The 25,609-nt window shown below is 33.4% G+C and carries 22 protein-coding genes; 7 read left to right on the forward strand and 15 right to left on the reverse strand.

All coding sequences use genetic code 11. The features are described 5' to 3' along the window. Positions 1–84 precede the first annotated feature (84 nt). The 3 genes from CHB80_RS00820 to folK form a co-directional block, all read right to left on the reverse strand. The gene (locus CHB80_RS00820) at positions 85–966 is read right to left on the reverse strand and encodes a LytR/AlgR family response regulator transcription factor (RefSeq protein ID WP_089369542.1); all 882 of its coding nucleotides are present in this window, start codon (positions 964–966) and stop codon (positions 85–87) included. Between the two features lie 78 nt (positions 967–1,044). Continuing rightward, positions 1,045–1,548, reverse strand: a complete 504-nt coding sequence (locus tag CHB80_RS00825) for a hypothetical protein (protein WP_089369543.1) — start codon at positions 1,546–1,548, stop codon at positions 1,045–1,047. A 250-nt stretch (positions 1,549–1,798) separates the two neighbouring features. Beyond that, a complete protein-coding gene (gene folK / locus CHB80_RS00830; protein WP_089370733.1) occupies positions 1,799–2,917 on the reverse strand; it encodes a 2-amino-4-hydroxy-6-hydroxymethyldihydropteridine diphosphokinase in 1,119 nt (372 codons plus the stop codon). Positions 2,918–3,015: 98 nt separating this feature from the next. Between folK and CHB80_RS00835 the strand changes: the two genes are divergently transcribed. Both CHB80_RS00835 and CHB80_RS00840 read left to right on the forward strand, forming a co-directional pair. After that, positions 3,016–3,717 (forward strand): queuosine precursor transporter, encoded by a 702-nt coding sequence (locus CHB80_RS00835; RefSeq protein WP_089369544.1) that lies wholly within the window; start codon positions 3,016–3,018, stop codon positions 3,715–3,717. Positions 3,718–3,732: 15 nt separating this feature from the next. Continuing rightward, positions 3,733–6,411 carry an AsmA-like C-terminal region-containing protein gene (locus CHB80_RS00840; protein ID WP_089369545.1) on the forward strand — a complete coding sequence of 893 codons (2,679 nt, stop codon included), beginning with the start codon at positions 3,733–3,735 and terminating at the stop codon, positions 6,409–6,411. Positions 6,412–6,541: 130 nt separating this feature from the next. On the opposite strand, the gene CHB80_RS00845 is transcribed toward CHB80_RS00840, so the two are convergent. The 6 genes from CHB80_RS00845 to der all read right to left on the reverse strand — a co-directional run bounded on the left by CHB80_RS00845 (position 6,542) and on the right by der (position 13,577). Continuing rightward, a complete protein-coding gene (locus CHB80_RS00845) occupies positions 6,542–7,447 on the reverse strand; it encodes a patatin-like phospholipase family protein (protein WP_089369546.1) in 906 nt (301 codons plus the stop codon). A gap of 84 nt (positions 7,448–7,531) precedes the next feature. After that, positions 7,532–7,984 carry a tetratricopeptide repeat protein gene (locus CHB80_RS00850; protein WP_089369547.1) on the reverse strand — a complete coding sequence of 151 codons (453 nt, stop codon included), beginning with the start codon at positions 7,982–7,984 and terminating at the stop codon, positions 7,532–7,534. Between the two features lie 42 nt (positions 7,985–8,026). After that, on the reverse strand, positions 8,027–8,650 hold the full coding sequence (locus CHB80_RS00855; RefSeq protein WP_089369548.1) for a hypothetical protein: 624 nt from the start codon (positions 8,648–8,650) through the stop codon (positions 8,027–8,029). A gap of 98 nt (positions 8,651–8,748) precedes the next feature. Continuing rightward, entirely contained in the window at positions 8,749–11,529 is a 2,781-nt protein-coding gene (locus CHB80_RS00860; RefSeq protein ID WP_089369549.1) for an outer membrane beta-barrel protein, read from the reverse strand. Between the two features lie 117 nt (positions 11,530–11,646). Next, positions 11,647–12,270 carry a hypothetical protein gene (locus tag CHB80_RS00865; protein ID WP_089369550.1) on the reverse strand — a complete coding sequence of 208 codons (624 nt, stop codon included), beginning with the start codon at positions 12,268–12,270 and terminating at the stop codon, positions 11,647–11,649. A 2-nt stretch (positions 12,271–12,272) separates the two neighbouring features. Continuing rightward, positions 12,273–13,577 carry a ribosome biogenesis GTPase Der gene (gene der, locus CHB80_RS00870; protein WP_089369551.1) on the reverse strand — a complete coding sequence of 435 codons (1,305 nt, stop codon included), beginning with the start codon at positions 13,575–13,577 and terminating at the stop codon, positions 12,273–12,275. Positions 13,578–13,698: 121 nt separating this feature from the next. Between der and CHB80_RS00875 the strand changes: the two genes are divergently transcribed. From CHB80_RS00875 to CHB80_RS00885, 3 genes are all read left to right on the forward strand, one after another. Beyond that, positions 13,699–14,313: a LysE family translocator gene (locus CHB80_RS00875; RefSeq protein ID WP_089369552.1), complete on the forward strand. Its 615-nt coding sequence runs from the start codon at positions 13,699–13,701 to the stop codon at positions 14,311–14,313. 106 nt (positions 14,314–14,419) lie between these two features. Continuing rightward, entirely contained in the window at positions 14,420–15,037 is a 618-nt protein-coding gene (locus tag CHB80_RS00880) for a LysE family translocator (protein ID WP_089369553.1), read from the forward strand. Between the two features lie 191 nt (positions 15,038–15,228). Continuing rightward, a complete protein-coding gene (locus CHB80_RS00885) occupies positions 15,229–15,795 on the forward strand; it encodes a TetR/AcrR family transcriptional regulator (protein ID WP_179218055.1) in 567 nt (188 codons plus the stop codon). Between the two features lie 29 nt (positions 15,796–15,824). Here CHB80_RS00885 and CHB80_RS00890 read toward each other — a convergent pair whose 3' ends face one another. After that, a complete protein-coding gene (locus CHB80_RS00890) occupies positions 15,825–16,619 on the reverse strand; it encodes a DUF2797 domain-containing protein (protein WP_089369555.1) in 795 nt (264 codons plus the stop codon). A gap of 95 nt (positions 16,620–16,714) precedes the next feature. On the opposite strand from CHB80_RS00890, the gene CHB80_RS00895 reads away from it, so the two are divergent. Both CHB80_RS00895 and CHB80_RS00900 read left to right on the forward strand, forming a co-directional pair. Further along, a complete protein-coding gene (locus CHB80_RS00895; RefSeq protein ID WP_089369556.1) occupies positions 16,715–18,229 on the forward strand; it encodes a GH3 auxin-responsive promoter family protein in 1,515 nt (504 codons plus the stop codon). A gap of 243 nt (positions 18,230–18,472) precedes the next feature. Then, the gene (locus CHB80_RS00900; RefSeq protein ID WP_089369557.1) at positions 18,473–20,083 is read left to right on the forward strand and encodes an OmpA family protein; all 1,611 of its coding nucleotides are present in this window, start codon (positions 18,473–18,475) and stop codon (positions 20,081–20,083) included. Between the two features lie 85 nt (positions 20,084–20,168). Here CHB80_RS00900 and clpX read toward each other — a convergent pair whose 3' ends face one another. The 5 genes from clpX to CHB80_RS00925 form a co-directional block, all read right to left on the reverse strand. Beyond that, positions 20,169–21,401: an ATP-dependent Clp protease ATP-binding subunit ClpX gene (clpX, locus tag CHB80_RS00905; protein ID WP_089369558.1), complete on the reverse strand. Its 1,233-nt coding sequence runs from the start codon at positions 21,399–21,401 to the stop codon at positions 20,169–20,171. 58 nt (positions 21,402–21,459) lie between these two features. Further along, positions 21,460–22,134 (reverse strand): ATP-dependent Clp endopeptidase proteolytic subunit ClpP, encoded by a 675-nt coding sequence (gene clpP / locus CHB80_RS00910; RefSeq protein WP_089369559.1) that lies wholly within the window; start codon positions 22,132–22,134, stop codon positions 21,460–21,462. An 89-nt stretch (positions 22,135–22,223) separates the two neighbouring features. Next, positions 22,224–23,546, reverse strand: a complete 1,323-nt coding sequence (tig, locus tag CHB80_RS00915) for a trigger factor (RefSeq protein ID WP_089369560.1) — start codon at positions 23,544–23,546, stop codon at positions 22,224–22,226. 56 nt (positions 23,547–23,602) lie between these two features. Then, entirely contained in the window at positions 23,603–23,968 is a 366-nt protein-coding gene (locus CHB80_RS00920; protein WP_089369561.1) for a phage holin family protein, read from the reverse strand. Positions 23,969–24,058: 90 nt separating this feature from the next. Further along, on the reverse strand, positions 24,059–25,603 hold the full coding sequence (locus CHB80_RS00925) for an SGNH/GDSL hydrolase family protein (RefSeq protein WP_089369562.1): 1,545 nt from the start codon (positions 25,601–25,603) through the stop codon (positions 24,059–24,061). Positions 25,604–25,609: the final 6 nt, after the last annotated feature.

Here is a 25,609-nt window from a genome sequence, read left to right on the forward strand (position 1 = left end):
GTATTGGTTACACAAATGAACTAAAAAACAGTATGTTCTATGTAGATCTTGCAGAGAACACCGTCATATTTGCAGTAAACGATGTTAAGAAATTTCTAAGGTTCCTAAAAAATCACGAACTCCTTTGAGTTGGCTTTTAGAAACTTGAATTTCATCTTGAGTGTGAAGTATAATTTTAGGAGGATTTGCAAGTGTAAACTCTTTTACAAAATCCATATTGACAATCGCCTTTCTATGTACTCTTAAAAAGTTGGCCCCTAATTTTCCTTCAAGCGCTTTTAAAGAGGTACGCATACTAAGAGAGTCTCCATCTTCTGTATGGACTTTTACACAATAATCATCAGATTCTATCCAAGATATTTGAGCTACTGGAACTACTCTTTTCTTATTTCCAATCTTTATGGTAAGCACCTGTGCTTTGTCATCTGTATAAGCACTCAGTTTTTCATAAAGGAGCTCATTTGCTACTTTAACATCAGATAATTGCTGTACTTTAATTTGTAATTTTTCATTAGAAAAATACAAATGCAAAATTCCTGAAATAGCAATGTATCCTAATGTATACATAGGTGCTTTTTGAAATATGTAAAAAACGATATACTCATTAAAGAATAAAGAACCCGAAAACGACACGCCATTAAATGTCATTTGAAGTATACTAATGATCAATATATTCAGTACCACAAGTCCTAGTATACTCAATATAAGCTTGACATAATAAGCTCTCGAATTTGTTTCACTCTTCGTATGCTTTATATAACTAAAAAGGGAAAAGCCCAGCACCATCCACAATATCCATTGATAGGACTGTTCTTTTAAAAGCTCAAAAAAAGTAACTCCAAATGCAATCTCATATCTATTTATATAATAGAGTTGTTGCGCTGTCTCAAAAGTAATCGTTAGCATTACAGCTAGCGCTACAAAAACCAGTAAGCGTTTAAAGCGGGTTATAGAACTAAACATCATTTTGTGATTTTAGTAAAGATACTAAATGATGTAAAAGGTTTTATCACATTATAAAGTCCAAATCTATTTTTAAAAAATCTACAATTGAGAAGATCCTACTTTAGGTATTGGTTGTTTACTTAGATAGGCTGGAGAGCTTTCAAATAATGTTTTAATACGATTATCCCAATCTCTTACAATCTCAAAATAACTTGAGTTTACAACAGACATAATCCGACCGCAGTCATCACAAACATGTTTTGAGTATTCTAAAAAATAATGAGCAAACTCATGAAAAGCAACCACTTTTAAAATTTCAGGGTCTAATTGTGCCATCCAATTAATATCTATAGCAACAACTTTACCCGCTGCGTCTCTACGCAACATTCCCAATGTAGATCCTTTTTCAGATACCGTAAGTGTATTTACAACATCTATACTTTCTAATTGAAATAACTTATCATAATACTCAATATCATAGGTTTTACAGAGTTCAAAAAACTCATTAAGTAAGGGTTGTAAACGCCCATCAATACTTACGTTTTGAGCAGAAACTGAGAAAAAAGAAAACAGTAATGTCCCCAATATCATATACTTTTTCATATACAATAGTTTTTATAAGTCACTTATACTTGTTTGGATGGAATAAACAGGTATTCTGTGACACGTTTTAGTGAGATTAAAGAGTCTCTTTAATCATATTGATTGGGATGGTTTGTCACTAAAATCTAGTGCGACTTTAGTTGTATTAGTTGTAATAGTGTTATAGACGTATTATAACATCTATTTTTACATATCAAATATAACTGGAATCTTAATGCAATATTGTACAACCTAGTGAAGCTACAGAAATTTATACATAAAACTGGTTGACTACTTCCAAGTAATCCTGCCGATTTTTCACAAAATCAAGATCAGAAATATCTATAATTTTGACATTGAGTTGATGTTGTGTTTTAATAAAATCAAGATATCCTTGATTTATTTTTTCAAGATATCCTGCATCGATCTCTTTTTCATAACTACGACCACGCTTCTTGATATTTTTCAAAAGACGTTCTGTATTTTGATACAAATACACATACAAGTCTGGTTGTGGCATGTCACGATACATCATTTCATGTAAGCGTTTATACAATACATACTCTTCTTCTTGTAGAGTTACTTGTGAGAATATAAGTGACTTATAACGATCATAATCGGCTATCATGAAATCTTTAAAAAGATCATACTGTCCTATATCATCTAATAGTTGTTGGTATCTATCTGCCAAAAAAGACATTTCTAGAGGAAATGCGTACCGATCTGGTTCTTTATAGAATTTAGGTAAAAAGGGATTGTCTTTAAAACGCTCAAGAATAGGTTTTGCATTAAACTCTTCTGAGATCATTTCTACAAGACTTGTTTTACCTGCACCTATATTTCCTTCTACTACTATATAATTATAGTCCCCTAAAAGCATAGCATCTTTAGGGTTTTTAAGCCATTTAGGTTGCTTAATCACTTCACTTTCATCTGAACATTGTTCTAACAAATCAGAAAAGGATTCTTTAGAAACAGGATGCTGCTCACTTCCTGCAATATCTACAAGTGGCTGTAATACAAACCTACGATCACACATACGTAGGTGTGGTATTTGAAGTGTACTAGTACTCACGGTAGTATCATCATACAATAAAATATCAATGTCTATAGGGCGGGATTGATAACCAGCTCCTTCTTCTCGAATACGTCCCATAGCCGTTTCTATAGCAAGTATATTCTTTAAAAGTTTAGACGACGTAAGACTGGTGTGCATACGCACCACACAATTATGAAAGTCTGGTCCTTCAAAACCTAATGCTGGACTCAGATAGACAGGAGATATTTTACCTATATGACCTACTTGAGCAAATAACAATTGTATTGCTTTTGTAAGGTTTTCATAGGTATTCCCTTGATTACTTCCTAATGATAAATAGATGGTATGCAAGATGGCTAGTACATTAACATTTATGAACAAATTAAGTAAAAGATTCTCATAATACTTTAATTTTGGAATTGAAGTTATTAAGAAATATGAATCAGTCTATGCCAAAACGCTCATTAAAAGACTTACAGCTTGCATATAGAATCTATTTTACACTTGGTGCTCTTTTTATCTGCGCTCTCGTTGTTTCTAATCTTATTTTTCAAAAATTCTTTAGTTGGAATCCTTTCGGGTGGTTCAATTTTGAAGTTTCTGTAGGGATTCTTCCATACCCTATTACTTTTTTGATTACAGATCTTGTAAGTGAAATTTATGGAAGAAAAAAGGCAAATCAAATGGTTACTACAGGGATTTTTGCTTCTATCTTTTCTTTGCTTATCGTGTATGTAGCAGATGCCGTTCCTGCAATAGCAACATCTCCTGTAAATGACGCCCTATTCACAAAAGTATTTGGTGCAACTGCACTGGCTGTATTGGCAAGTATGACGGCTTATTTACTAGCACAATATGTAGATATATATATTTATCATTTCTGGAAAAAACTAACGAAAGGAAAGCACCTATGGTTACGTAATAATTTCTCAACATTTATTTCTCAATTTGTAGATACACTTTCGGTATTATTATTGTTATGTTCTTTTGGCATTTTGCCTTGGGACATTTTCGGAAAGCTACTCCTTTCAGGGGTGCTTTTTAAAGTAGTCATTGCCGCCTTAGATACCCCTTTATTATATCTAGGCGTATATCTATTTAGAAAAAAATTCAACCTCTCCGAAGGCGAAGAGCTCCAACTCGACGTATAATAGTAAAACAATGATATGAAACGTATTTTAAAAATTATAGGTTCCATCTTTTTGGTGCTATTAATCCTGCTTATAGTTTCTCCATTTCTCTTTAAGGGAAAACTAGAGGATTTACTTAAAAATACGATCAATCAAAATGTCAATGCACAGGTTGCTTGGGAATCGTTAGATATTAGTTTGATCAAAAACTTTCCAGATGCTACGGTAACACTTACGAACTTTAGTGTGGTTAACAATGCTCCTTTTGAAGGGGATACGCTCGCTGCAGGCAAAGAGCTTCGTATTGCTATGGGCGTAAAACAACTTTTTAAAGACACCGGAGATAATCCTATTAAAGTAGATGCTTTACGTCTGGATGATGCAATTATAAATATCAAAGTAGATACGCTGGGTAATGCAAATTATAATATTGCTAAAGACACTTCTTCTGATTCCGCTGTCGCGAAAGAAGACACTCCCTCAAAACCATTTACATTTGATCTTCAGCATTACGAACTTAACAATGCTACTATTAATTACCTAGATGAAAGTAGTAAAACCTACTTGCGATTATCTGAAGTAAATCATGAAGGCAATGGTGATTTTAGCGTCAATCAAAGTACGCTTAAAACTCAAACAACAGCACTTGCTTCCTTTGAACTTGACAATGTGAACTATCTAGATAATGCTAATGTTGATTTAACAGCAGCTATAGAGCTTGACTTAGAAAATCAGAAATATACCTTTCTAGAAAATAACGCAGTAGTCCATGATCTTCCTTTACAATTTGATGGATATGTACAGCTAGAAGATGAAGGAACGGCAATGGATATTTCATTTGAAACACCTTCATCAGATTTCAAAAACTTTTTAGCCATCATTCCAAAGGCATATGCAACCAGTTTGGATGGTGTTGAAACAGGAGGTGATTTTCGCGTAAGCGGAAAAATAGAAGGAAAAGCTACAGAAGCCACCATTCCTAAACTAGATATTGCGATTGTATCTAACAATGCTTCATTTAAGTATCCGAATTTACCAAAGCAAATGAATAATATCAATATTGATGCAAAAATCAAAAATGATTCAGGCTTTGTAAATGACACCTATATAAGCATTAATACACTTAATTTTAAAATAGATGACGATCTGTTTTCAGCCAATGGGAAACTGCGTAATCTTACGACAAATATCTTGGTAAATCTCGCTATTAAAGGAACACTGGATCTTGCTAATATTGGGAAAGTATATCCGCTAGATTTAGGAGCTCCGTTAGAAGGAAAAGTAATTGCAGATATGACGACTGCTTTTGATATGGATGCTGTAGATAAACAGCAATATCAACGCATTAAAAGTAGCGGTCAAGCACAACTCTCAGATTTTAGATATGAAGGAGAAGAGCTTCCTAAGCCAGTTACTATAAATCAAGCAGCGCTCACCTTTCAGCCAGGAACAATACAACTCACTAGTTTTGAAGGACAAAGTGGAGATACAGATATTAAAGCCAACGGAACTATAGAAAACCTCATCCCTTTTGTGATGTCTAAAGAAGATCTAAAAGGGCGATTTAATGTAACTTCTGACGTATTTAATCTCAATGATTTTTCGATTACAGAAACTACCGATAATAGTACTCCTTCTGATAAAAGCACTACAGATACAACAGCCACAACGGAGGAAGTTGCTATTCAAATTCCAGATTTCTTAGATGCATCTTTAAACTTTAATGCCAAAAAAGTTATTTATGATGATTTAGAGCTATCTAATGTAAAAGGAACCGTTGCTATAAATGATGAAAAAGCGCTTTTAAATAATGTAAACTCTTCCTTATTTGGAGGTACTGCTGGTATTTCTGGAAATGTCTCTACAAAAACAGGGGTTCCCATTTTTGATATGGAGCTTGATTTAAGTAAAATAAATATTGATCAATCATTTCAAAATATAAAACTCTTAAAACAACTAGCTCCTATAGCAAAAGCATTACAAGGTTCTCTTAATACTAAGATCAATTTAAAAGGACAACTGGATGAAAATTTTGCACCTATCCTGAGCTCTATAGATGGAAACGCATTTGCAGAAATCCTAACCGCCGATGTACAACCCGCAAATAGTCCATTACTTACAGCTCTTGACGATCAATTAGATTTTATAAATCTGGACAGTATTGACTTAGATAGTCTAAAAGCGGCATTAACCTTTAAAGATGGAAAAGTAGTTGTAAATCCTTTTACTATCAAAGCAGACGATATTGACATAGGCGTAAGTGGTGGTCATAGCTTTGACAATGCTATTGGATATAATTTAAAACTTGATATTCCTGCAAAATACTTAGGGGGCGATGTAAGTAAATTGCTCGCAAAACTTACTGATAAAGAAAAAGAAAACTTGTCTGCTCATGTGCCTATTACCCTTTCGGGAAATTTTACCAAGCCTTCTGTACAACTTAATTTAAAATCGGCTATTGGAGACTTGACCAATCAGATTATAGAGATTCAAAAAAACAGATTGATAGAAGAAGGTACGAGTCAGATTACAGATATTCTTGGAGATATTTTAGGTGGTGGAAAAGATACTCCCAAAGACAGTACTTCTACGAGTTCTCAAGACACACCCAAACCAAAGGTAGATGAGATTATAGAAAATGCAGCAGGCGGACTTCTGGATGGTTTATTTGGCAAAAAGAAAAAGAAAACAAAAAAGGATAGTATAGGAAATTAGTTTTTAGAAAAGAGTGTGTTAGTATATTAGGAAAACACGCTGTTTTCTGTGCGTTATATATGCTTTCGCGAAATCGATCTAGCGAGATTCACGACCGAAGGGAGAGCGAAGCGTTAAAGCGTACCCAGTATTAATCCCGAATTTCATTAAGCTCTCTATTTTTACTAGCCGCATATTTAAAGCCACGTTTCCACCAATCTGCCATTTTCTCTTTATTAAAGACTAGTGAGTTTGTGGTTAACACAATAGGGGTATAATAGAGATTAATGATGGCATCCTTATTATTTGCTGCAAATTTCCCGATAGTAATATTTTGCTTTTCAATACGGTCTATCATAAAAGAATGCAAATTGGTGAGTAATGAAAATACATTTTTAGAGGGCAGACTATTGTAATAAGTTACTTCTGTTTCTAGAATAATAACATCTATTTCGGTAGCACCACGATCTACCGCTTCTTTAATAGGTACCATACTTCCAAAACCTCCATCGGCATACTCGCAGCCGTCTTTTTTCACTAAGCTCATGAAAGGGATATAGTTACACGAAATCCAAATCCAGTCACAAAAATCTTCATACGTCACCTCTTTAATAGATTTATATTCTGTCTCGTGTAACGATAGATTAGAGACTGTAACAACAATATCTTTATGGCTTTGCTTAAGCTCTTCAAATTCTTCTTCTGTAAGAAGTCTTCCTATGAGTTCTCTTAAATTTTGGCTTTCGCCAAAAGTTTTAGCGCCTCTTAAAAAGTTACGTACTACACTCCAATGATTAATATTTATTTGCTCTTGTCCCCACTTGTCTTTTTTAGTCACAAAAGGACAATTACTAAAAATCGCAGATTGATTTACGGAGGTATAGGCTTCTTTGATTTTTTCGATCTTTCCTAGGGCTAGGTGAGATATTAATAAACTTCCTGTAGATGTTCCTATAAACAAGTCATAGCTATGGCCTAACTCTTCCATAAGATATTGTGCAACACCGCCTCCAAAAGCACCTTTACTACCTCCACCAGAAATGACTAAAGCCCTCATAAATAGTTTCTATTTTAAAAACCGATTAGACGATCGAAGATAGAACTCCTTGCGAAGTTTACGAAATCTTATTTATAATTTTACTTATTGTAATTCAACCGGTATCGGGACTTCATTTTTTATAGCATAAAAAATAATCTTATCCTTATATGTAGTCCCATATCCCTCTAATAACCCTTCCAATAATTCTTCTAAAGTGATTAGATATAAATCTGCAGGATATAATTTGAGATATTCAAAAATCACATTAAAAGTAATATCATGTTTTTCTATCTCAGCATAACTAATATAAAGAGACATGCTTACTAATTCATTACGAGGACTTATGGTTATTGCCTTCTCTAAATAAGGAATAGCTTTTGCGCGCTGTCCTGTTTTAGCTAAAATCAGTCCTAAAAGCCCTATCACTTTTCCGTTTTCTGAATTTCTTTTATATAAATCCCATAGAATGGATAATGCTTCTTCATCAGAATCATTTTTCTGAAGTTTAATTGCGTTTTTTAACTTACTAATATCTTCTTCATTTAACTTTTCCATGATCTTATTATATCAGTAAAAATTAAGTGCATGTATGCAGATTTAAGAAACTTCCAATTGATATCCTTCAGATAGATTGCCTGTAATAACTACGGTTTGCCCAGGAAGCATTTCGGACAGATCACTTAACTTATTTTTCACTTCATATAATTCTCCATTAGGAGGACAGTATTGACTATAGCCATCAACAACTGCTACAGACATAGGCCATTCAAATTGATAGTTTGCAGTAGAAAAAGCAATAAGTGTTATTGGAGGAATATATTCATTGGATCCAAACTTAGGGTGAACATATATCATAGACCCACTATTATTTTCTATGCTTATATCTGCTCCGTTATGGTTTTCTCCTTCAAGTTTCACATCTACTTTATTGGCAGCTTCATTCCAATCTGCTTTGTACGCTGTTGGTGTTTTTTTAATAGTATCCCACCATACGGAATCTGTTTGTTTCCCTCCATATGGACCTTCACTAGACACTCCTTCTGGGTAGTAGTTAGTCACCAATTCCATTTGTTTTGGAAAGGGTTCTATATGTGGGTGATCTTGGGAGGGACCTACTACTTTCCATGCATAGGTTTCTAATTGAGTCATACGTGATATAAACGCAACAAGAATATTTTCTCCAGTTTGATTTATAATAGTAAAGGCGTTTTCTGTAGACATATTTTTGATTTAGTAGTTACCATGCAATGTAACTAAACAAAGTACATTTCTAGTTCTATTTTACGATTAAAATAAACACGATAAATCAAGGACACAATTTAAAAGAAAAACACACCACCATCACCGCTTTCTCCTTTACTACCTAGTGTGTTAAACTTCCAACTAAAACTCAGTAAGAAATATTGCTCTAATACCGTACTTTGGACATCTTGTATGAAGTTGGCATTAGCCGTACGGCGTGCATTTGTATTTTGATTCAACACATCATATACTTTAAGTGTGACCGTTGCTTTGTCTTTTAAGAAACTATAGGCAACGGTACTATTCCAAAACCAAGCACTACTCTGAAAACCTGGAGCTACATTAGGGTTATACGTGTATTGTATTTCGTTACGCCATTCTACATGTTTAGGTACAAATAGTGCTGTACTTAAATTTAAATTATGGCTTAAAAAATCTTGATCTTCAAAAGCATCTATTCCGAATACGGTGTTTGAAAAACTCAAATTATAGCGAGGTCTAATCTCAAATAAATCTTTCCACGTAAATGATGCATTTACTCTAGGGCCAATAGAAGTAGTCCTACTTGCATATTGTACATCATTATTAAAATTAATATTTCGATTTGCATTTACATTGAACCCTGCTCCATATTTTATAGTACGAATAGAATCTATTTTTGATGATTTATTATAGCCTCCTCCGCCGTATATTTGATAATTTCCATTTACATTTTCATATGTAGTAGAGCCTACAAGGTTTTCATCTACGACGGTTTTTGTGATGATCGCATCATTCACGAAATTTCCATTAAAATTCACATAATACCCTCCTCCTTTTTGGAAATCATAATTATTAAATCCTGCATAAAAACTATGATTATTTGATGGTGCTAAGTCAGGGTTCCCTTGTATGATATTTAAAGGATCTGAAACATCTACAAAAGGGTTTAATTGTGTTACTTCTGGAGGTCTATTAGTTAAATTATAACCAAAATAAGAAGACATTTTTGGAGAGAAGGTATAGTTCAAATATGAAGAGAGCTCTACAGCTTCAAAATCTTGACTAATATTAAATTCAGGTCTTAAAAAATCTTCATTTTCTAAGGTTCTAAATACATATCCGGCGCCAAAACTAATATTAAATTTATCTGTATTATATCGCACACTCAACTCTGGTGTTGTACGGATATTACGTCCTTCAAAATCTGTACTTAAATCTAGGTTAAAGCTATCAAATTGCTGCGTGCTTTCATTAAAATCAAATGTACTTCGTTTTCGGGTTCTATTATCATTTCTATATCCTAACTCAAAATCTAAAAATAGCTTTTTTGCAATTATAGGTTGTCTATAGGTAACTCCAAGATTATATCCATTTACGCCTGCTTCTCCGTCGGTAAATTGATTCCTATCAATCGTAGAGGGATCATCTCCAAAAATATTGGTTTGCGATTGTATAAAATCTTCAGAGTCTTGCCTGTTAATTTCATTTTGTAATCTAAATTTCAAGAAAGACCCTTTACTTCCAAAACGTTTGGTAAGACTTAGATTGTTTTCAAAATTCCCTCCTGTATTTAGTGTACGATTATTAGCATTAGACTCGTTAATTTGTGTTCCATCTTCATCAAAAGAGGCTTCATCAGAAGCAAATCGATTTTCATTTCGATTCAATCTAAAAGCAGGTCTAATATTGATTAAAAAAGTAGAATCTACTTTTATATTAAACGTCATATTGGCACTATGGTTATCTACATTTCCATCAGATCGAGTCGTACTATTAGTGAAGAAACGTCTATCTGGAAGGATATTCTCCCGCTCTGTACGCACCTCATCAAAAGAATTGGCTCCAGAATAAAAATAATCGGCAGAGATGTCTACTTTCTCTCCGATTACATCTGCATAATTTGCTCCTGCACTACGGCTATTTACAATACCTTGACCTCCTCCAAAAGAACGACCATCAACACCAAAGGAACCATTACTATTTACAAAAAGTGATCTTCCTCCTCCAAAAAACTTGCGAATTTCACCAAAGCTAAAGCCCGCAGAATTTAAGTTATTTCCACCTCCTAAAACACTGATACGTCTATCATTATCAAATACATTGACGATCCCTGCAAACTCAAATCGTTCATCGGTTCCGACACCTCCTGCAATTCGTCCAAATACCCCTTTATTGTTTTCTTCGGCAATGGTTAGATTAATCGTCTTATTCTCTTTATCGCCTTCTTCTCCTGCAAAAGCCTCATCATCTGTCTTTGTATCTGTTACCTGAATTTTTTCTACAATTTCTTTTGTAAGATTACGAGTGGCTATGGTAGGATCATCTCCGAAAAAAGGTTTCCCATTTACTAAAATCTTATTTACCTCTTTTCCATTTACAGTAATCTTCCCATCTTCATCCACCTCTACCCCAGGAAGTTCCTTAAGAAGATCTTCAATATTTGCATCTTTCTTGGTCTTAAAAGATTTTACATTAAATTCTAAAGTATCTTTTTTTACTGTAATTGGAGCTCTACTTTTTACAACAACTTCATCTAAAGTAGCCACATTAAAATCTAAAAGAATTTCTCCTAAATCTACCTTAGGATTTGTCAAATCAATTGTTTTTCTATAATTCTCATAACCAACAAATGAAATATTGACAGAGACTTCTTTTTGATTTGTTTTTCCTTCTAAAGAAAACATCCCTTTTGCATTTGTTATGGTATATGTAATTAGGGTAGTATCCTTAACTGTTTCCATAAAAACAGTAGCTGCTTCTAAGGGTTGTTTTGTGGTTTTATCTTTTAGAATTCCAGTAACTTCAAAATTTTGAGCTTGTAGGAATACACTAGAAAAAAGAAGGAAGAGAACAGTGACGGCACGTAATTGTGTCATATAAGCGAATGGTTAATTGATTGATTGATGATGATCTAATTACTGAAACATTTATCAAACGACATATAGCCTTAACATAGTTTAGCAAACAATTAACATAACTGTGAAGTTTCTAGTTTATTGAGTATTCGGAATTTTCTGACTTAAGAAATGAGTCAAAATTTGACTTTCAATAACTTGAGCATCGTTTTGAATACTCGTAAGTTTTGTCACCGAAGCGATTACTGGGAAGCCTTCAAAATGATAGCGTAACCAAGACTCTCTTTTCTCTTGAGAATTAGCAAGTTCTAGTGGGAAGAATTCATTGATCTTATTTAAAAGAAGAGAATCTTCTGGTGCATTAGTAACAAAATCTAGCCTCATTTGCTTCATAGAAGTTATAAAAGATGCACCATCTTGAGTAATAGAATCATCTTTTACAAAAAGTATAGTTTCCTTATTTGCTTTGGAATAGTCTTCCCCAATATCACCATTTAACAACTTTTCTTTATGGTCTTCTAGATCTCCATGAAACTCTTGAACAAGATCTCTCAAAAACATAGCTTTGACCTTAAAACTATTATTTTGAATCTGATGTATGAGACTATCTTTATTTGCAACCGATCGGGTATTTGTCTCTTCTAATTTCTGATTTATTGTTCCAAAAGTACTTAGGACTTCTCTCTCAGAATAGATCCCTATAGTTATAAAAACAGCTATCAAAATAGCTATCACCATAAGTATCCTCCCTTTAGTTACCATGGTTATTTCTTTCTAAAATAAATCGAGATAGGAACTCCTGAAAAATCGTAAGCTTCTCTCAATTTATTTTCCAAAAACCTACGGTAAGGTTCTTTAAGGTATTGTGGTAGGTTACAAAACAATGCAAACTGTGGTTGCGGAGTAGGCAATTGCATACAATATTTAATCTTAATATACTTACCCTTATGAGCTGGTGGCGGGAAAGCTTCTATAAGTGGTAAAAAGAAATCGTTTAGTTCACTCGTCTTTAAACGACGTGTTTTGTTTTGATACACCTGGACAGCGGTTTCTATTGCTTTAAAAATACGTTGTTTATTAAGCACAGAAATAAATACAATAGGTACATCAGTAAAAGGTTCGATCTCTTGACGGATTTGTTTTTCAAAAGCCTTCATTGTCTTGGTATCTTTCTCTATCAAATCCCATTTATTTACTAAGATGACAATTCCTTTTCGATTACGTTCTGCTAACCAAAAAATGTTTTGGACTTGCCCATCAAAGCCTCTAGTAGCATCTACAACAACCAAGCACACATCTGCATGCTCTATAGCTCTTACACTACGCATTACAGAGTAAAATTCTAAATCTTCTTTTACTTTTGATTTACGACGTATCCCAGCGGTATCCACTAGGTTAAACTCAAAACCAAAACGATTGTACTTTGTATCTATCGAATCTCTAGTAGTTCCTGCTATATCAGTAACAATATAACGTTCTTCACCTATAAGTGCGTTTATGAAACTTGACTTTCCAGCATTAGGTCTTCCTACAACTGCAAAACGAGGAAGCTCATCTTCTTGCACTTCTTCTTTTTCTGGAAGTGCCTCTACAACAGCATCTAGTAAATCTCCTGTTCCGCTACCATTGGTAGCTGCAATAGTATAGAAATCTCCTAGTCCTAGATTGTAAAACTCTACAGCATCTTCGGCACGCTTATTATTATCTACTTTATTGACTGTAAGGAAAACAGGCTTTTTTACTTTACGAAGCAAACTCGCTACTTCTTCATCCATACCTGTAATTCCATTTTCTACATCTACCATAAATATAATAGCATCAGCTTCATCAATAGCAAGCTCAACTTGCTTATCAATTTCGGCTTCAAAAACATCATCACTTCCTATAACATATCCACCAGTATCTATCACTGTAAACTCACGACCATTCCAGTCTGTTTTTCCATAATGCCTATCTCTAGTCACACCGCTCACGGCATCTACAATCGCCTCACGACGTTGGATTAATCGATTAAAAAATGTAGACTTCCCCACATTAGGACGGCCTACTATAGCTACAATGGTACTCATGGTATTAATTTAAGATGCAAAGATACGCTTTAAAGTACGAGTCCAGAAGTAAAATCAACATACTCTACACTATCAAAATCGTACATTGTAAGCTTTTATATCATGAAACCACTAACAAGCTATGACACCATTACTTTTCTTTATTAGTATTATTGCCACAATACTAGGAGCACTCCCACCTGGCGCTTCTAATCTTGTCGTAATAAAAACCACTATAAATGAAGACATAAAACAAGGTTTAAAAATAAGTTATGGTGCAGGCATAGGGGAAGTTATTCTTGCATTTCTTGCTTTAAGCTTCGGTTTTGTGATTAAGGAATACTTTGTCATGCATACTTGGATACAAATAGTATTGATTGTAGTATTGCTAGGAGTTGGGATTTATTTAGTTCAGACAAAACCAAAAAAAGTAAAAGACCCTTCTTCTTTTTCTTCAAAATATGCCACTGGTTTTTTACTTAGTATTATTAACCCTCCAGTACTTATATACTGGGTTGTTATTTTTTCTATGCTCCATAAAAATTACAACTTTGATAGCATGGCAGCAATTCCTGTACTCATGTTATTTTTTAGTGGTGTTTTTTTAGGAAAAGTACTTACACTATATGGTTATGGCAGATTAGGACACTTAATTCAAAACAAAAAAAGCAACTTTAAGTGTTTTATAAATCGTTTAATAGGTGTTATTCTTATTGTTATATCTATTATTCAGGCCATAAAACTTGCTTTTCTTTAATCCTTGCTGTTAAGCAGATTATATCCAATTTTCATAAATGCTTTTCAATACTTCCTTAGGGATTCTTTTTTTGTAAGCTTTCGCGAAAGCGTACTACTAAGCATTTATGATTTTATCTATTTTTCTTATCGGTTTTTTTGCTACCATTATAGGCGCAGTGCCTCCTGGAGCATCAAACCTTGCCGTAATTAAAACAACGGTAAAGGAGAATATATATCAGTCTTTAAAAATAAGTTACGGCTCAGGTGTTGGTGAAGTACTTCTCGCATTTACTGCTTTTTCCTCAGGAATGGTTGTTCAAGAATTTTTCGCCATGCATATTTGGTTACAATTTCTGATCGCTGGTGTATTAGGTATTGCAGGAATCTATTTTATTAAGACAAAACAGATTGAAAAAAGAGATTCAAGAAAATATAGTTCAAAATATCTGACTGGATTTGCACTAAGTGTTATCAATCCTCCGGTATTAATATATTGGGTTTTAGTGTTCTCTTTATTACGCAGCTCTTTTAATCTAGGACTAGAAAGCTCTTCATTAGGATTAATTTTATTTTTTGCAGGTGTGTTTCTAGGGAAAGTGACTACTTTATACGGTTATGGAAAATTAGGAACCCGTATCCAAAAGAAGAAACCAAATACAAATTCTAGTTCTCTTAACAGAATGATTGGGATCGTTCTCATAAGCTTATCGCTTATACAAACAGCAAAACTATTGCTATTTTAAACATTTAATAGGTTTTTCTTAAAAAAGTTGAATAGTTTTTGACCTATTGGTAAAAAACTGATTTTCAATACAGATACACTTTTTAGAAGTTACTAACTTGCTTATAATGTGATATTTTTATTTCAAATTAAAAGTGGTGTGCTAAAAATTCTTTATCTTAAGAATCCCTATACAACCCCTAAGTTATGATCATGGAAACGAATTCCATCCGTCAAGCCATTATTAATAATGCATCTGATCTTTTTTATCGGAACGGATATAACAATACTGAGATAAGCGAAATAGCAACCTCTTCTGGAATTTCTGAAGCTACCCTTTTTGATCATTTTAATACAAAAGAAGAAATATGTATTGCGCATTTACGACATCGTAATGAAGAGTTTTCAAAGCAAGTAATGGCTTATGTAGCTCAAGCTCCAAAAGGAAAGGAAAGAGTGATGGCTATTTTCCATTATTTAGAACTTTTTTATCAAATGAAAGATTTTAATGGCTGTTGGTCTATTAAGGTATTCTCAGAAGTTCCAATGTCCAATACTCTTATTAAAAATGAGGTTCAATCTCAAAAAAATGGTCTCATTAATTATATTGAAATGCTCCTCTCAGAAAATATTATAGTTGATAATCCTGAAGAAGGTTATAAAGTATTAGCTCAAAAAATATATTTACTCTTAGAAGGTGCTGTAGCGCAAAGTAATCTTCATAAAAAAGAATGGCCTATCACACTTGCAAAAGAAATGTGTTATACACTCTTTAAATAATTATTATTCGGTAAAAAGCTTCTCTAAAATTACAGAAGAGAGATACGTACTACATATCCTTCCCAACTACGCACATTAAATACAGTATCGTCTTCAAAAATAAGATACTGTCCTTTTACTCCTTTTAAAACACCGTCATATGCAGGCGTTTTATCTAAGTTTAATGTTTTTAATTTTTCAGGATATTTTGATACTGGAAAGTGAATGTGTGTTTCGTCATTATCAGCAATGAAATAAGATTTTGCCTCTTCTGGAATATATTCTTTTAAAGCCTCACGATGCGCTATTAGATTCACATCTTCGATGTCATTCTTAAGCATTTTACGCCAGTTAGTTTTATCTGAAACATGTTCTTTAAGTGCTATTTCTGTAATTCCCGCGAGATAACGATTAGGCACCTCTACAATTTCTAGCGCTTCATGAGCTCCTTGATCAATCCACCGGGTTGGAACTTGTGTTTTCCTAGTTACCCCAACTTTTACATTACTAGAATTTGCAAGATATACGATATGTGGTTGCAATTGAACTTTTTTCTCATAGGCTAAATCTCTATCTTCAATATCTAAATGTGCTTTAGATAACTCAGGCTTCATGATCCAATCTGCTGCTTGTGGCACCTTATAAAAATCGTCGTAACAATATCCTTGTCTGTATATCTTTTTATTTTCTCCGCAAGCAAGGCACTGATATCCTATAAACTCGATATGCACTTCTTTGTCTATAAGTTGATTCATATGCAAAAAATCATTCCCCATAATTAAATAATAATTTACCGGGTTTGTATTTTCAGTTTGCATTTTTTTGAGTACTCCTTGGTATTGCATACTATTTATCGTGTTTTAACGTCAAAGAATTTAGGAAAAAAAGCTAAATTAGCTTTTAAGATTTCAACTATAGATCGTGTAAATATACCAACTTTATGCCTATACCACTAGTACATTCTATTGCTTCTTGGTTTTTAAAAAAACGAATTCATCAAATGGAACTTTTTTTAAAATACCCTAATGAAGTACAACATGAATTGCTACATCAACTCATTGAGAAAGCTAAGGATACTGAAGTCGGTAAAAAATATGGATTTCATGAAATAAAAGATTACGAACAATTTGCTCAACGTCTTCCTATATGCTCATATGAAGATGTGCAACCTTTTATAGAACGTAGCCGAAAAGGAGAGAGTAATATCTTATGGCCTACTCCTATTAAATGGTTTGCTCAAAGCAGTGGAACTACAAATGCAAGAAGCAAATATATCCCTGTAAGTTCAGAATCTCTTGAAGATTGCCATTATGCCGCTAGTAAAGATTTACTATGTATGTATCTTAATAACAATGAAAATTCTCAATTATTTTCTGGTAAAGGATTACGATTAGGCGGGAGTAAAGAGCTTTATGAAAATAATGGCACTGTGTATGGAGATTTATCTGCTATTCTAATAGATAATATGCCTTTTTGGGCAGAATTAAGTAGCACTCCAAGTAGTGACATCTCTTTAATGAGCGATTGGGAGATAAAAATGCAAGCTATCGTAAATGAAACCATACAAACCAATGTTACTAGTTTAGCTGGTGTACCTTCCTGGATGCTAGTACTACTTAATAATGTACTTGAAACTACTGGCAAAGAAAGTCTATTTGACGTATGGCCTAATTTAGAAGTGTATTTTCATGGAGGTGTAAGTTTCGAACCCTATATTGATCAATACAAGCAATTACTCCCTAAGAGTTCTTTTAAGTATTATGAGATCTATAATGCTTCTGAGGGATTTTTTGCGATTCAAGATCAAAATGACAGTAAAGATCTTTTACTAATGCTAGATTACGGTATTTTTTATGAATTTATACCTATGGATACGTACGGTACTCCTTCTCAAAAAATCATTCCCTTAGCTGATGTTGAAGTAGATAAAAATTATGCTGTTGTCATTACTACAAATGCTGGGTTGTGGCGTTATAAAATAGGAGATACTGTTCGATTTACTTCTATAAATCCATATCGCATTCGTGTAAGTGGTCGCACAAAACACCACATTAATGTATTTGGAGAAGAACTTATTATTGAAAACGCTGATGTTGCTTTAGGAATTGCTGCTAAAGAAACGCATAGTGAAATTAAAGATTATACAGCAGCTCCTATCTTTATGAAAGGAAAAGAAAAAGGGGCACATGAATGGGTTATAGAATTTAAAAGCCCACCAAAAAACATTGAAGACTTTAATAATAAACTAGACAATGCGCTTCGTGCTGTAAATAGTGATTATGACGCTAAACGTTTTAATAATACGACACTTAATGCTCCCGTAATCCATAGTGCAAGGCAACATTTATTTTATGACTGGCTTAAAGAAAATAATAAATTAGGAGGGCAACATAAAATACCTAGACTATCCAATAAAAGAGATTTTCTAGATGAATTATTAACGCTCAACAGATAACAGTCACTTATACCAATAATTCCTCATCATTATTTTTCTTTCGACATTTACATTTTTTACAAGTAATATTTAATTATTACTAAAAATCCTCAATTTTATTACGGGTTAACAAGAACAATCCTTGTATTTTAACGATTATAACAGTCATCTCATCTAAAAATTGACGAAAAGTTTTTTAATCAATAGTTCCCCTTTTACTTTAGCAACATAAAGACCCCAAGTCATCATTAAAATTAGATTATAATGAAGTTATTAGTTAATACAATATTTGCACTTCTACTTGCAATTCAAATACAAGCACAAGAGTCATTAGATTCTGGTCAAGATGTTGCGTCTTTAGAACAAGAAATTGCCATTATAAATTCTGACCCAGATATTGGGAATAATGGTTTTAAATTTGAAACTTTTACTACGGGTATTAACTCTAAGTATTCAGACTACGGAGTTGGTTTTTTTAAAGAGAAATTTATTTCTTTTTCTGCCAGAAAGATTGGAGCATTAGCAAAGATAGACCCTAATACCAAAGAACCATACACAAAGCTATATTGTTCTGATATTACATATGAGTGGGACCTTCGTCGTCCATTATTATTCTCTCACATACTTAATAAAGGAGAAAACTTAGGAACTATTTCTTTTTCAAAAGAAGGTGATCGAATTTACTTTTCTAAAAGCATAAAAGAAGATTCTAAAACATTTCAACTTTATACAGCTATTATGAATCCTAAGGTTGAAGGAGAATGGATTAATATTACAGCACTTCCGTTTAACAATACATCATACTCTATAGAAAACCCTCATTTAAGTAAAGATGGAGAGACTCTTTATTTTTCTTCTAATATGCCAGAAGCCATTGGAGGGTATGATATTTTTAAAGTTAAAGTAAAAAGTGATGGAACTTACGGTCCTGTAGAACGTATAGAAGGATCTGTAAATACCGTTTTAGATGAAAAATTCCCTCACACTTCTTTAGACAATAAATATCTTTATTTTTCTTCTAATGGACACAATAGCATGGGTGGCTTTGATATTTTCAGATCACGAAATGCTGCTTTAAGTTATGTAGCTACTCGTAACCTTGGAAACACCATTAATTCTAATAAAGATGAAATCGCATATATCCCAGCTACAAAAACTGTAGGATATTTTACATCAGACAGAGAAGGTGGCAAAGGCGGGTATGACATTTATAAAATACGCGAGTATGTTGTAGAGCAAAATGTTGCTGGTATTGTACGTGATACAGAAACCCAAATTCCATTAGCTGATGCTACTATTGTATTGTTAGATGCTAACGGTGAAGAAGTGGCTACGGTTAACTCTAATAACGATGGAGAATATAGTTTTCCTGTAGATGCATTTTTGGATTATACAATTCTAGCTTACAAAGAAGGATTTGAACGTAATTCGACTTCTTTTGATACGAATACAAACTTAGTTGCTACATTCGAAACAGATATTACATTAGATGCAAAAGCAGCTGAAATTGTAGAAACTGAAGAAAAGACATTTATAAAAATAGATAATATTTTATTTGACTTCAATAGCGATCAAATTAAAGATATATCTACAATAACACTTAATACAGTAGTTACAACCTTAACACAAAATCCTGATATTAAAATTGATATCAAAGCGCATACTGATATTCAAGGTAGCGATACATATAATTTAAAACTCTCTAAAAAGAGGGCTGCTTCTGCGATGAATTACATCTTGAGCAAAGGGATTTCACAAGACCGCCTTACATCAGAAGGATATGGAGAATCTCAACCATTGATAGATTGTACAACTTGTAGTGATGCTCAACACGAAATGAATCGTCGTGTAGAGTTTATTATTGTAAGAGATTAAAAATATATACGATTAACTTCAAACTAAAAAAGACCGTTACTCAATGTGGTAACGGTCTTTTTAATTTTAATAGTATCGTAAAGTATTAAGAGACTGCTTTTAGTTTCTTAAGTGTTGACTTATTAAGTTTTCCTTCTGCATACTCTTTAGTGACGATAAGTTCCTTTTCTGAAGAGCTAGGCATCTCAAACATAGCATCTGTTAAGATTGCTTCACATAATGATCGTAAACCACGAGCTCCAAGCTTATATTCTATTGCCTTTTCTACTAAGTAATCTAACGCATCGTCAGTAATACTAAACTCTATATTATCCATTATAAACAGTTTTTTATACTGTTTTACAATAGCGTTTTTAGGCTCTGTAAGAATAGCTCTTAATGTTCCCTTATCTAAAGGATTCATATGTGTTAACACTGGTAAACGACCTATAATTTCTGGAATAAGACCAAAATCTTTTAAATCTTTCGGGATAATATATTTAAGCATATTATCCATATCTATAGCATCTTCATTCTTACTAGCGCTAAAGCCCATAGCTTGCATATTAAGACGTTTTGTAATATGTCTTTCTATACCATCAAAAGCTCCTCCGGCTATAAATAAAATATGCTCGGTATTTACTTCTATAAATTTCTGATCAGGATGTTTACGACCTCCTTTAGGCGGTACATTTACGATAGTACCTTCCAGAAGCTTTAATAATGCTTGTTGTACTCCTTCTCCGCTTACATCTCTTGTAATAGAAGGATTATCACTCTTACGAGCTATTTTATCTATCTCATCTATAAATACAATACCACGTTGTGCTTTTTCAAGGTTATAATCTGCAGCTTGTAATAAGCGTGTTAGTATACTTTCAACATCTTCTCCTACATATCCAGCTTCAGTAAGTACCGTTGCATCTACAATAGCTAGAGGTACATTAAGCATTTTTGCCACTGTCTTAGCAATAAGGGTCTTTCCTGTACCCGTTTGTCCAACCATAACGATATTACTTTTCTGTATTTCAATATCATCATCATCTTTAGGTTGTAATAAACGTTTATAATGATTGTACACTGCAACCGCCATTACTTTTTTAGTATACTCTTGCCCTATTACATACTCGTCTAGAAACGTTTTAATCTCTTGTGGCTTTTTGAGCATAAGATCACTGTCGAGTTCGTTGGTATCAACATCTTTTGATTCTTCAACCACAATACCATGTGCTTGTTCAATACAGCGATCACAAATATGTGCATCTAATCCAGCAACTAATAGGTTTGTTTCTGGTTTTTTCCTTCCACAAAACGAACATTCTAAATCTTCTTTTGCCATGTAAACTAACTATTATTAATAAATTATACGCTTTCGCGAAAGCGTATACCTCTCAGAATTAATCTCTTTTTAATATCTCATCTATCATACCGTATTCCAGCGCTTTATCTGCTTTCATCCAGTAATCACGGTCACTATCCGCATATACTTTATCATATTCTTGTCCAGAGTGCTTAGCTATAATTTTATAAAGCTCTTCTTTCAAGATTAAGATTTCTCTAGCCGTAATTTCGATATCAGTAGCCTGACCCTGAGCACCGCCCATAGGCTGATGAATCATTACTCTAGAATGTGGTAGCCCACTACGCTTTCCTTTTTCTCCTGCACATAACAATACAGCTCCCATAGAAGCTGCCATACCAGTACATATTGTTGCAACATCAGGCTTTATAAACTGCATAGTATCGTAAATACCTAATCCTGCATATACACTTCCTCCTGGAGAGTTAATATATATCTGGATATCTTTTACTGCATCTGTACTTTCTAAAAACAATAACTGTGCTTGAACAATATTTGCCACTTGATCATTTATTCCCGTTCCTAAAAAGATAATTCTATCCATCATTAAGCGAGAAAATACATCAAATATGGCAATATTCATTTGACGTTCTTCTATGATATTTGGAGTAAGACCCACTGGCATCATACTACTTACGATCTTTTCATAGTATGTAGAACTGATTCCTTGATCTTTAATTGCAAAATTTTTAAACTCTTTTCCGTAGTCCATATATTATTAATACGATTTTTATATTACAAAAAAACGTTTTACTCCTAAAAGTAAAACGCCTTAAAGATACTTATTTATAGACAAGTATTCTAATTGTATACTTCCTTTACAAATTCATCAAAAGTTACCTTCTTAGTCTTAAGGTTTACATTTTCCTTAAAGAAAGTTAACATTTTTTGATTCATTAGCTGTTCAGAAAGTCTTTTTACTTCTTCTTGATTCCCTAGAATACGTGCTGCAATGTCTTCTAACTCTTTGTCTTCAGGGTTCATTTGACCATATTGCATCATTTGCATTTTGATCATATCCTTAGCATATGTTTTAAGCTCTTCAAAGGTTACTTGCAAGTTATTTTCTTGAATAAGTTTTCCTTCTATAAGTTGATAACGTAGTCCTTTTTCAGAACGGTTATATTCTTCTATAGCTTCTTCTATAGTCATTGGGTTTTCTCCTGTAGATTGGATCCATTTTTGAAGAAAATCTGCTGGTAAATCAAACTTTGTTTCTGCTATAAGGTGCTCAGTCACATCATTCATTAACTGCTGATCGCTTTGCTGCTGGAATTGCTTAGCTGCATCTTCCTTCATTTTTTCTTTAAGCTCAGTTACTGTTTTTACAGCATCTTTCCCATATAGCTTATCAAATAAGTCTTGATCAAATTCTGCAAGCTCTCTTGAATTAACTTCTGAAATTGTAAAAGTAACTTCTGCATTTAGTTCTTTTGCTTCTTCTTCAGTTTTCTTTAGTGCATTTTGATAGCTATGTGCTTCACTGAAAAGACTTTTTGTTTTCACAGTGATCACATCACCTACTTTTGCCCCAAGAAAAGCATCTGTATTTTTCTTTCCTTTTAGTTGAGCAATTTCAAAAGTAGCAGTATTATCAAGCTCTAATTCTTCATTTACAAAAGCACCCGTAACTTCGCTATCTTTTGCAACTTCAGTTTGAGAGATTAACTTACCATATTGCTTTTGAATTGTAGTAAGTTGATTTTCGATCATTTTATCATCTGCATAAATCTCATATCCTACAATTGCTTTCTTAGGTTTAAGATCTATATCAAATTTAGGAGCCATTCCTAATTCAAATTCAAAACTATAATCATCTAAATCCCAATCAAAATCTTCCTGATTTTTAGGAAGTGGATTCCCAAGTACATCTATTTTTTCTTCAGAAAGAAATTTACCTAGTGCATCTTGAAGCAATTTATTCACTTCATCTACACGAACTGCCATTCCGTATTGCTTTTGAACAAGTCCCATAGGCACGTGTCCTTTTCTAAAACCTGGGATATTTGCCGTTTTACGGTAATCCTTTAAAATAGACTGCACTTTATCTTGATAATCATCTTTAGCGATGTCTACCTTAATAATTGCATTAAGCTCATCGATTTGCTCCTTTGTAATATTCATTCTTCTCTTAATTTAAGGGCGCAAAAATACGTATTTTTTTACACCTCAACAATGTTTTAATTTCTTCTATCCTGTAGTTTCACATCTTCTTTAAGCATTTGAAATAAAATGCTTTGAAATATACTTAGTAAAACACTAAATAATATTGCTGTCCAGATGCCATTCACTACAAAACCTCCAATAAAATAATCTACCCATAAAATCAATACTGCATTTATGACCAGTAAGAAAAGTCCAAAGGTGATAATAGTAATAGGTAGTGTAAGAATTATTAGAATTGGTCTTACTATTAATCTTAACAATGACAAAGCTATGGCTACCCATAGAGAAGTCATAAAGCCTTCTACATATACCCCAGGAAGTATTCTTGCTATAATAAGCACAGCAATCGTTGTAAGTATAATTTTAAAAATAGATTTCATATTGCTTTTAATAAAGCAAATAGAATACCAAAAAAAAAGATGCGCTAATTAAGCGCATCTTTTAATGTTTTATAGATAATAGACTGTCATTTAGTCATTACTTATAGTTATTGTTGCAAAGTTACCAATATCCACTCTAGGAATATTAGAACCATATCTTGCATTAATTGCTTCTAAAAGTACATTTGCAGTAAATGCATATCCTCTAGGTGTTGGATGCACTCCATCAAGAGAGAAACCTCCTCCTGTTACAAATGTAGATGTTAGTGTACCTCCATTAAATGTTACACCTCCATTAGCTACTTGCTGTAAAGCTGAACGCGCATCTGCAAAAGCAAGTCCGTTAGCATTAGCCAATGCTTGGATTGTTGTATTATACGAGTTTTGTGCTACTGTAACTCTAGCTTGCTCTGCTGATGTTAGTACAAACTGATCTGCAAGTGGTACAGAAACTCCATTAATTAATGTAGGATCATTATTGATTATTGTTCCTAAAACTCCAGATGCAGTAAGAGGAATAATATCATTTTCATTCACCTGACGTAATTGTCCTAATAAATTTGCTGTTGCAGCATCAAGACTTACAGGAGGAGCTTGAAGAATTGCGCTTACATCTGTAAGGTCATCATCTGTCATAATTGGGAAGTTCACTCCTTCTACAAAATTAATAGTACGTGAAGCTGCTTCTTCTGCAGTAATAATATTAAAACTAACTAATGTAGGAAGTACTACCGTATTATATAATCCGAAATTATCATTTAAAAATGCCGCAGTTGGCGCATCTAAAGGAATAGATTGTGCTGGAACTGTTGTAAAAAATGGAATAGAAGTTACGTCAGGAATATTAACAAGTACTCCATCTGCACCACTAGCTGCTAATGCATCTACCATTTGAGAGTAAGCTCCTGCAAATACAGTTGGATCTGTAATATCATTTCCTCCATAAGTAGATGGATCAAAGTTACCTGTTTGATCTACACCTGCTCCTCCTGAAGTAGCATATCCTAAAATATCATTATTTCCAATCCATAAAGAAAAGAAAGAAGGATTCTGAGCCACTGCATCTCCAATTACTGTTGCATCTGGAGAAGAAGCAAATCTTACAAAGTAAGGATTTGCACTGATAGGAGTCGTAGTTAATCCTCCAATATTACCATATCCTGGAAATAATAAATCAAAACTTCTTGCTCCTGGCACTCCTACATTATTGAATGGTCCAGAAAGAATATTAGAAACTTCTGTAGTAGGTGTTTGTCCTATAATTGCTGGTGCTGGGTTTCCATTTTCGTCTGTAGCTAGTACAAAACGAGGGTTAAATCCAGGGATAGGGTTTCCTCCTAAAAGTAATCCACCTACATTATCATTCATAAGTGGTTGTGTAAAAGTACCACCTCCTGCAAGTGCAAATTGCTCTGCCATGATATTAGGATAAGAATCTTCTTGTCCTGTAATATATAATGTACCATCTGCAAAACCTGCAGTAAGAGAATTTCCTACAGATACATAATTAGAGAAATCTGCTTCTCCACTTGTATAAAATCCATCTTCATCGATAGGGGTATCGAACTCTGGCTCACAAGCCACAAACCCAAATCCTATTGCAAAAACTGCTATATATTTTATATATTTTTTCATCTCTCT

It is taken from the genome of Dokdonia pacifica, from assembly GCF_900188275.1.
Taxonomy (GTDB): Bacteria; Bacteroidota; Bacteroidia; order Flavobacteriales; family Flavobacteriaceae; genus Dokdonia; species Dokdonia pacifica.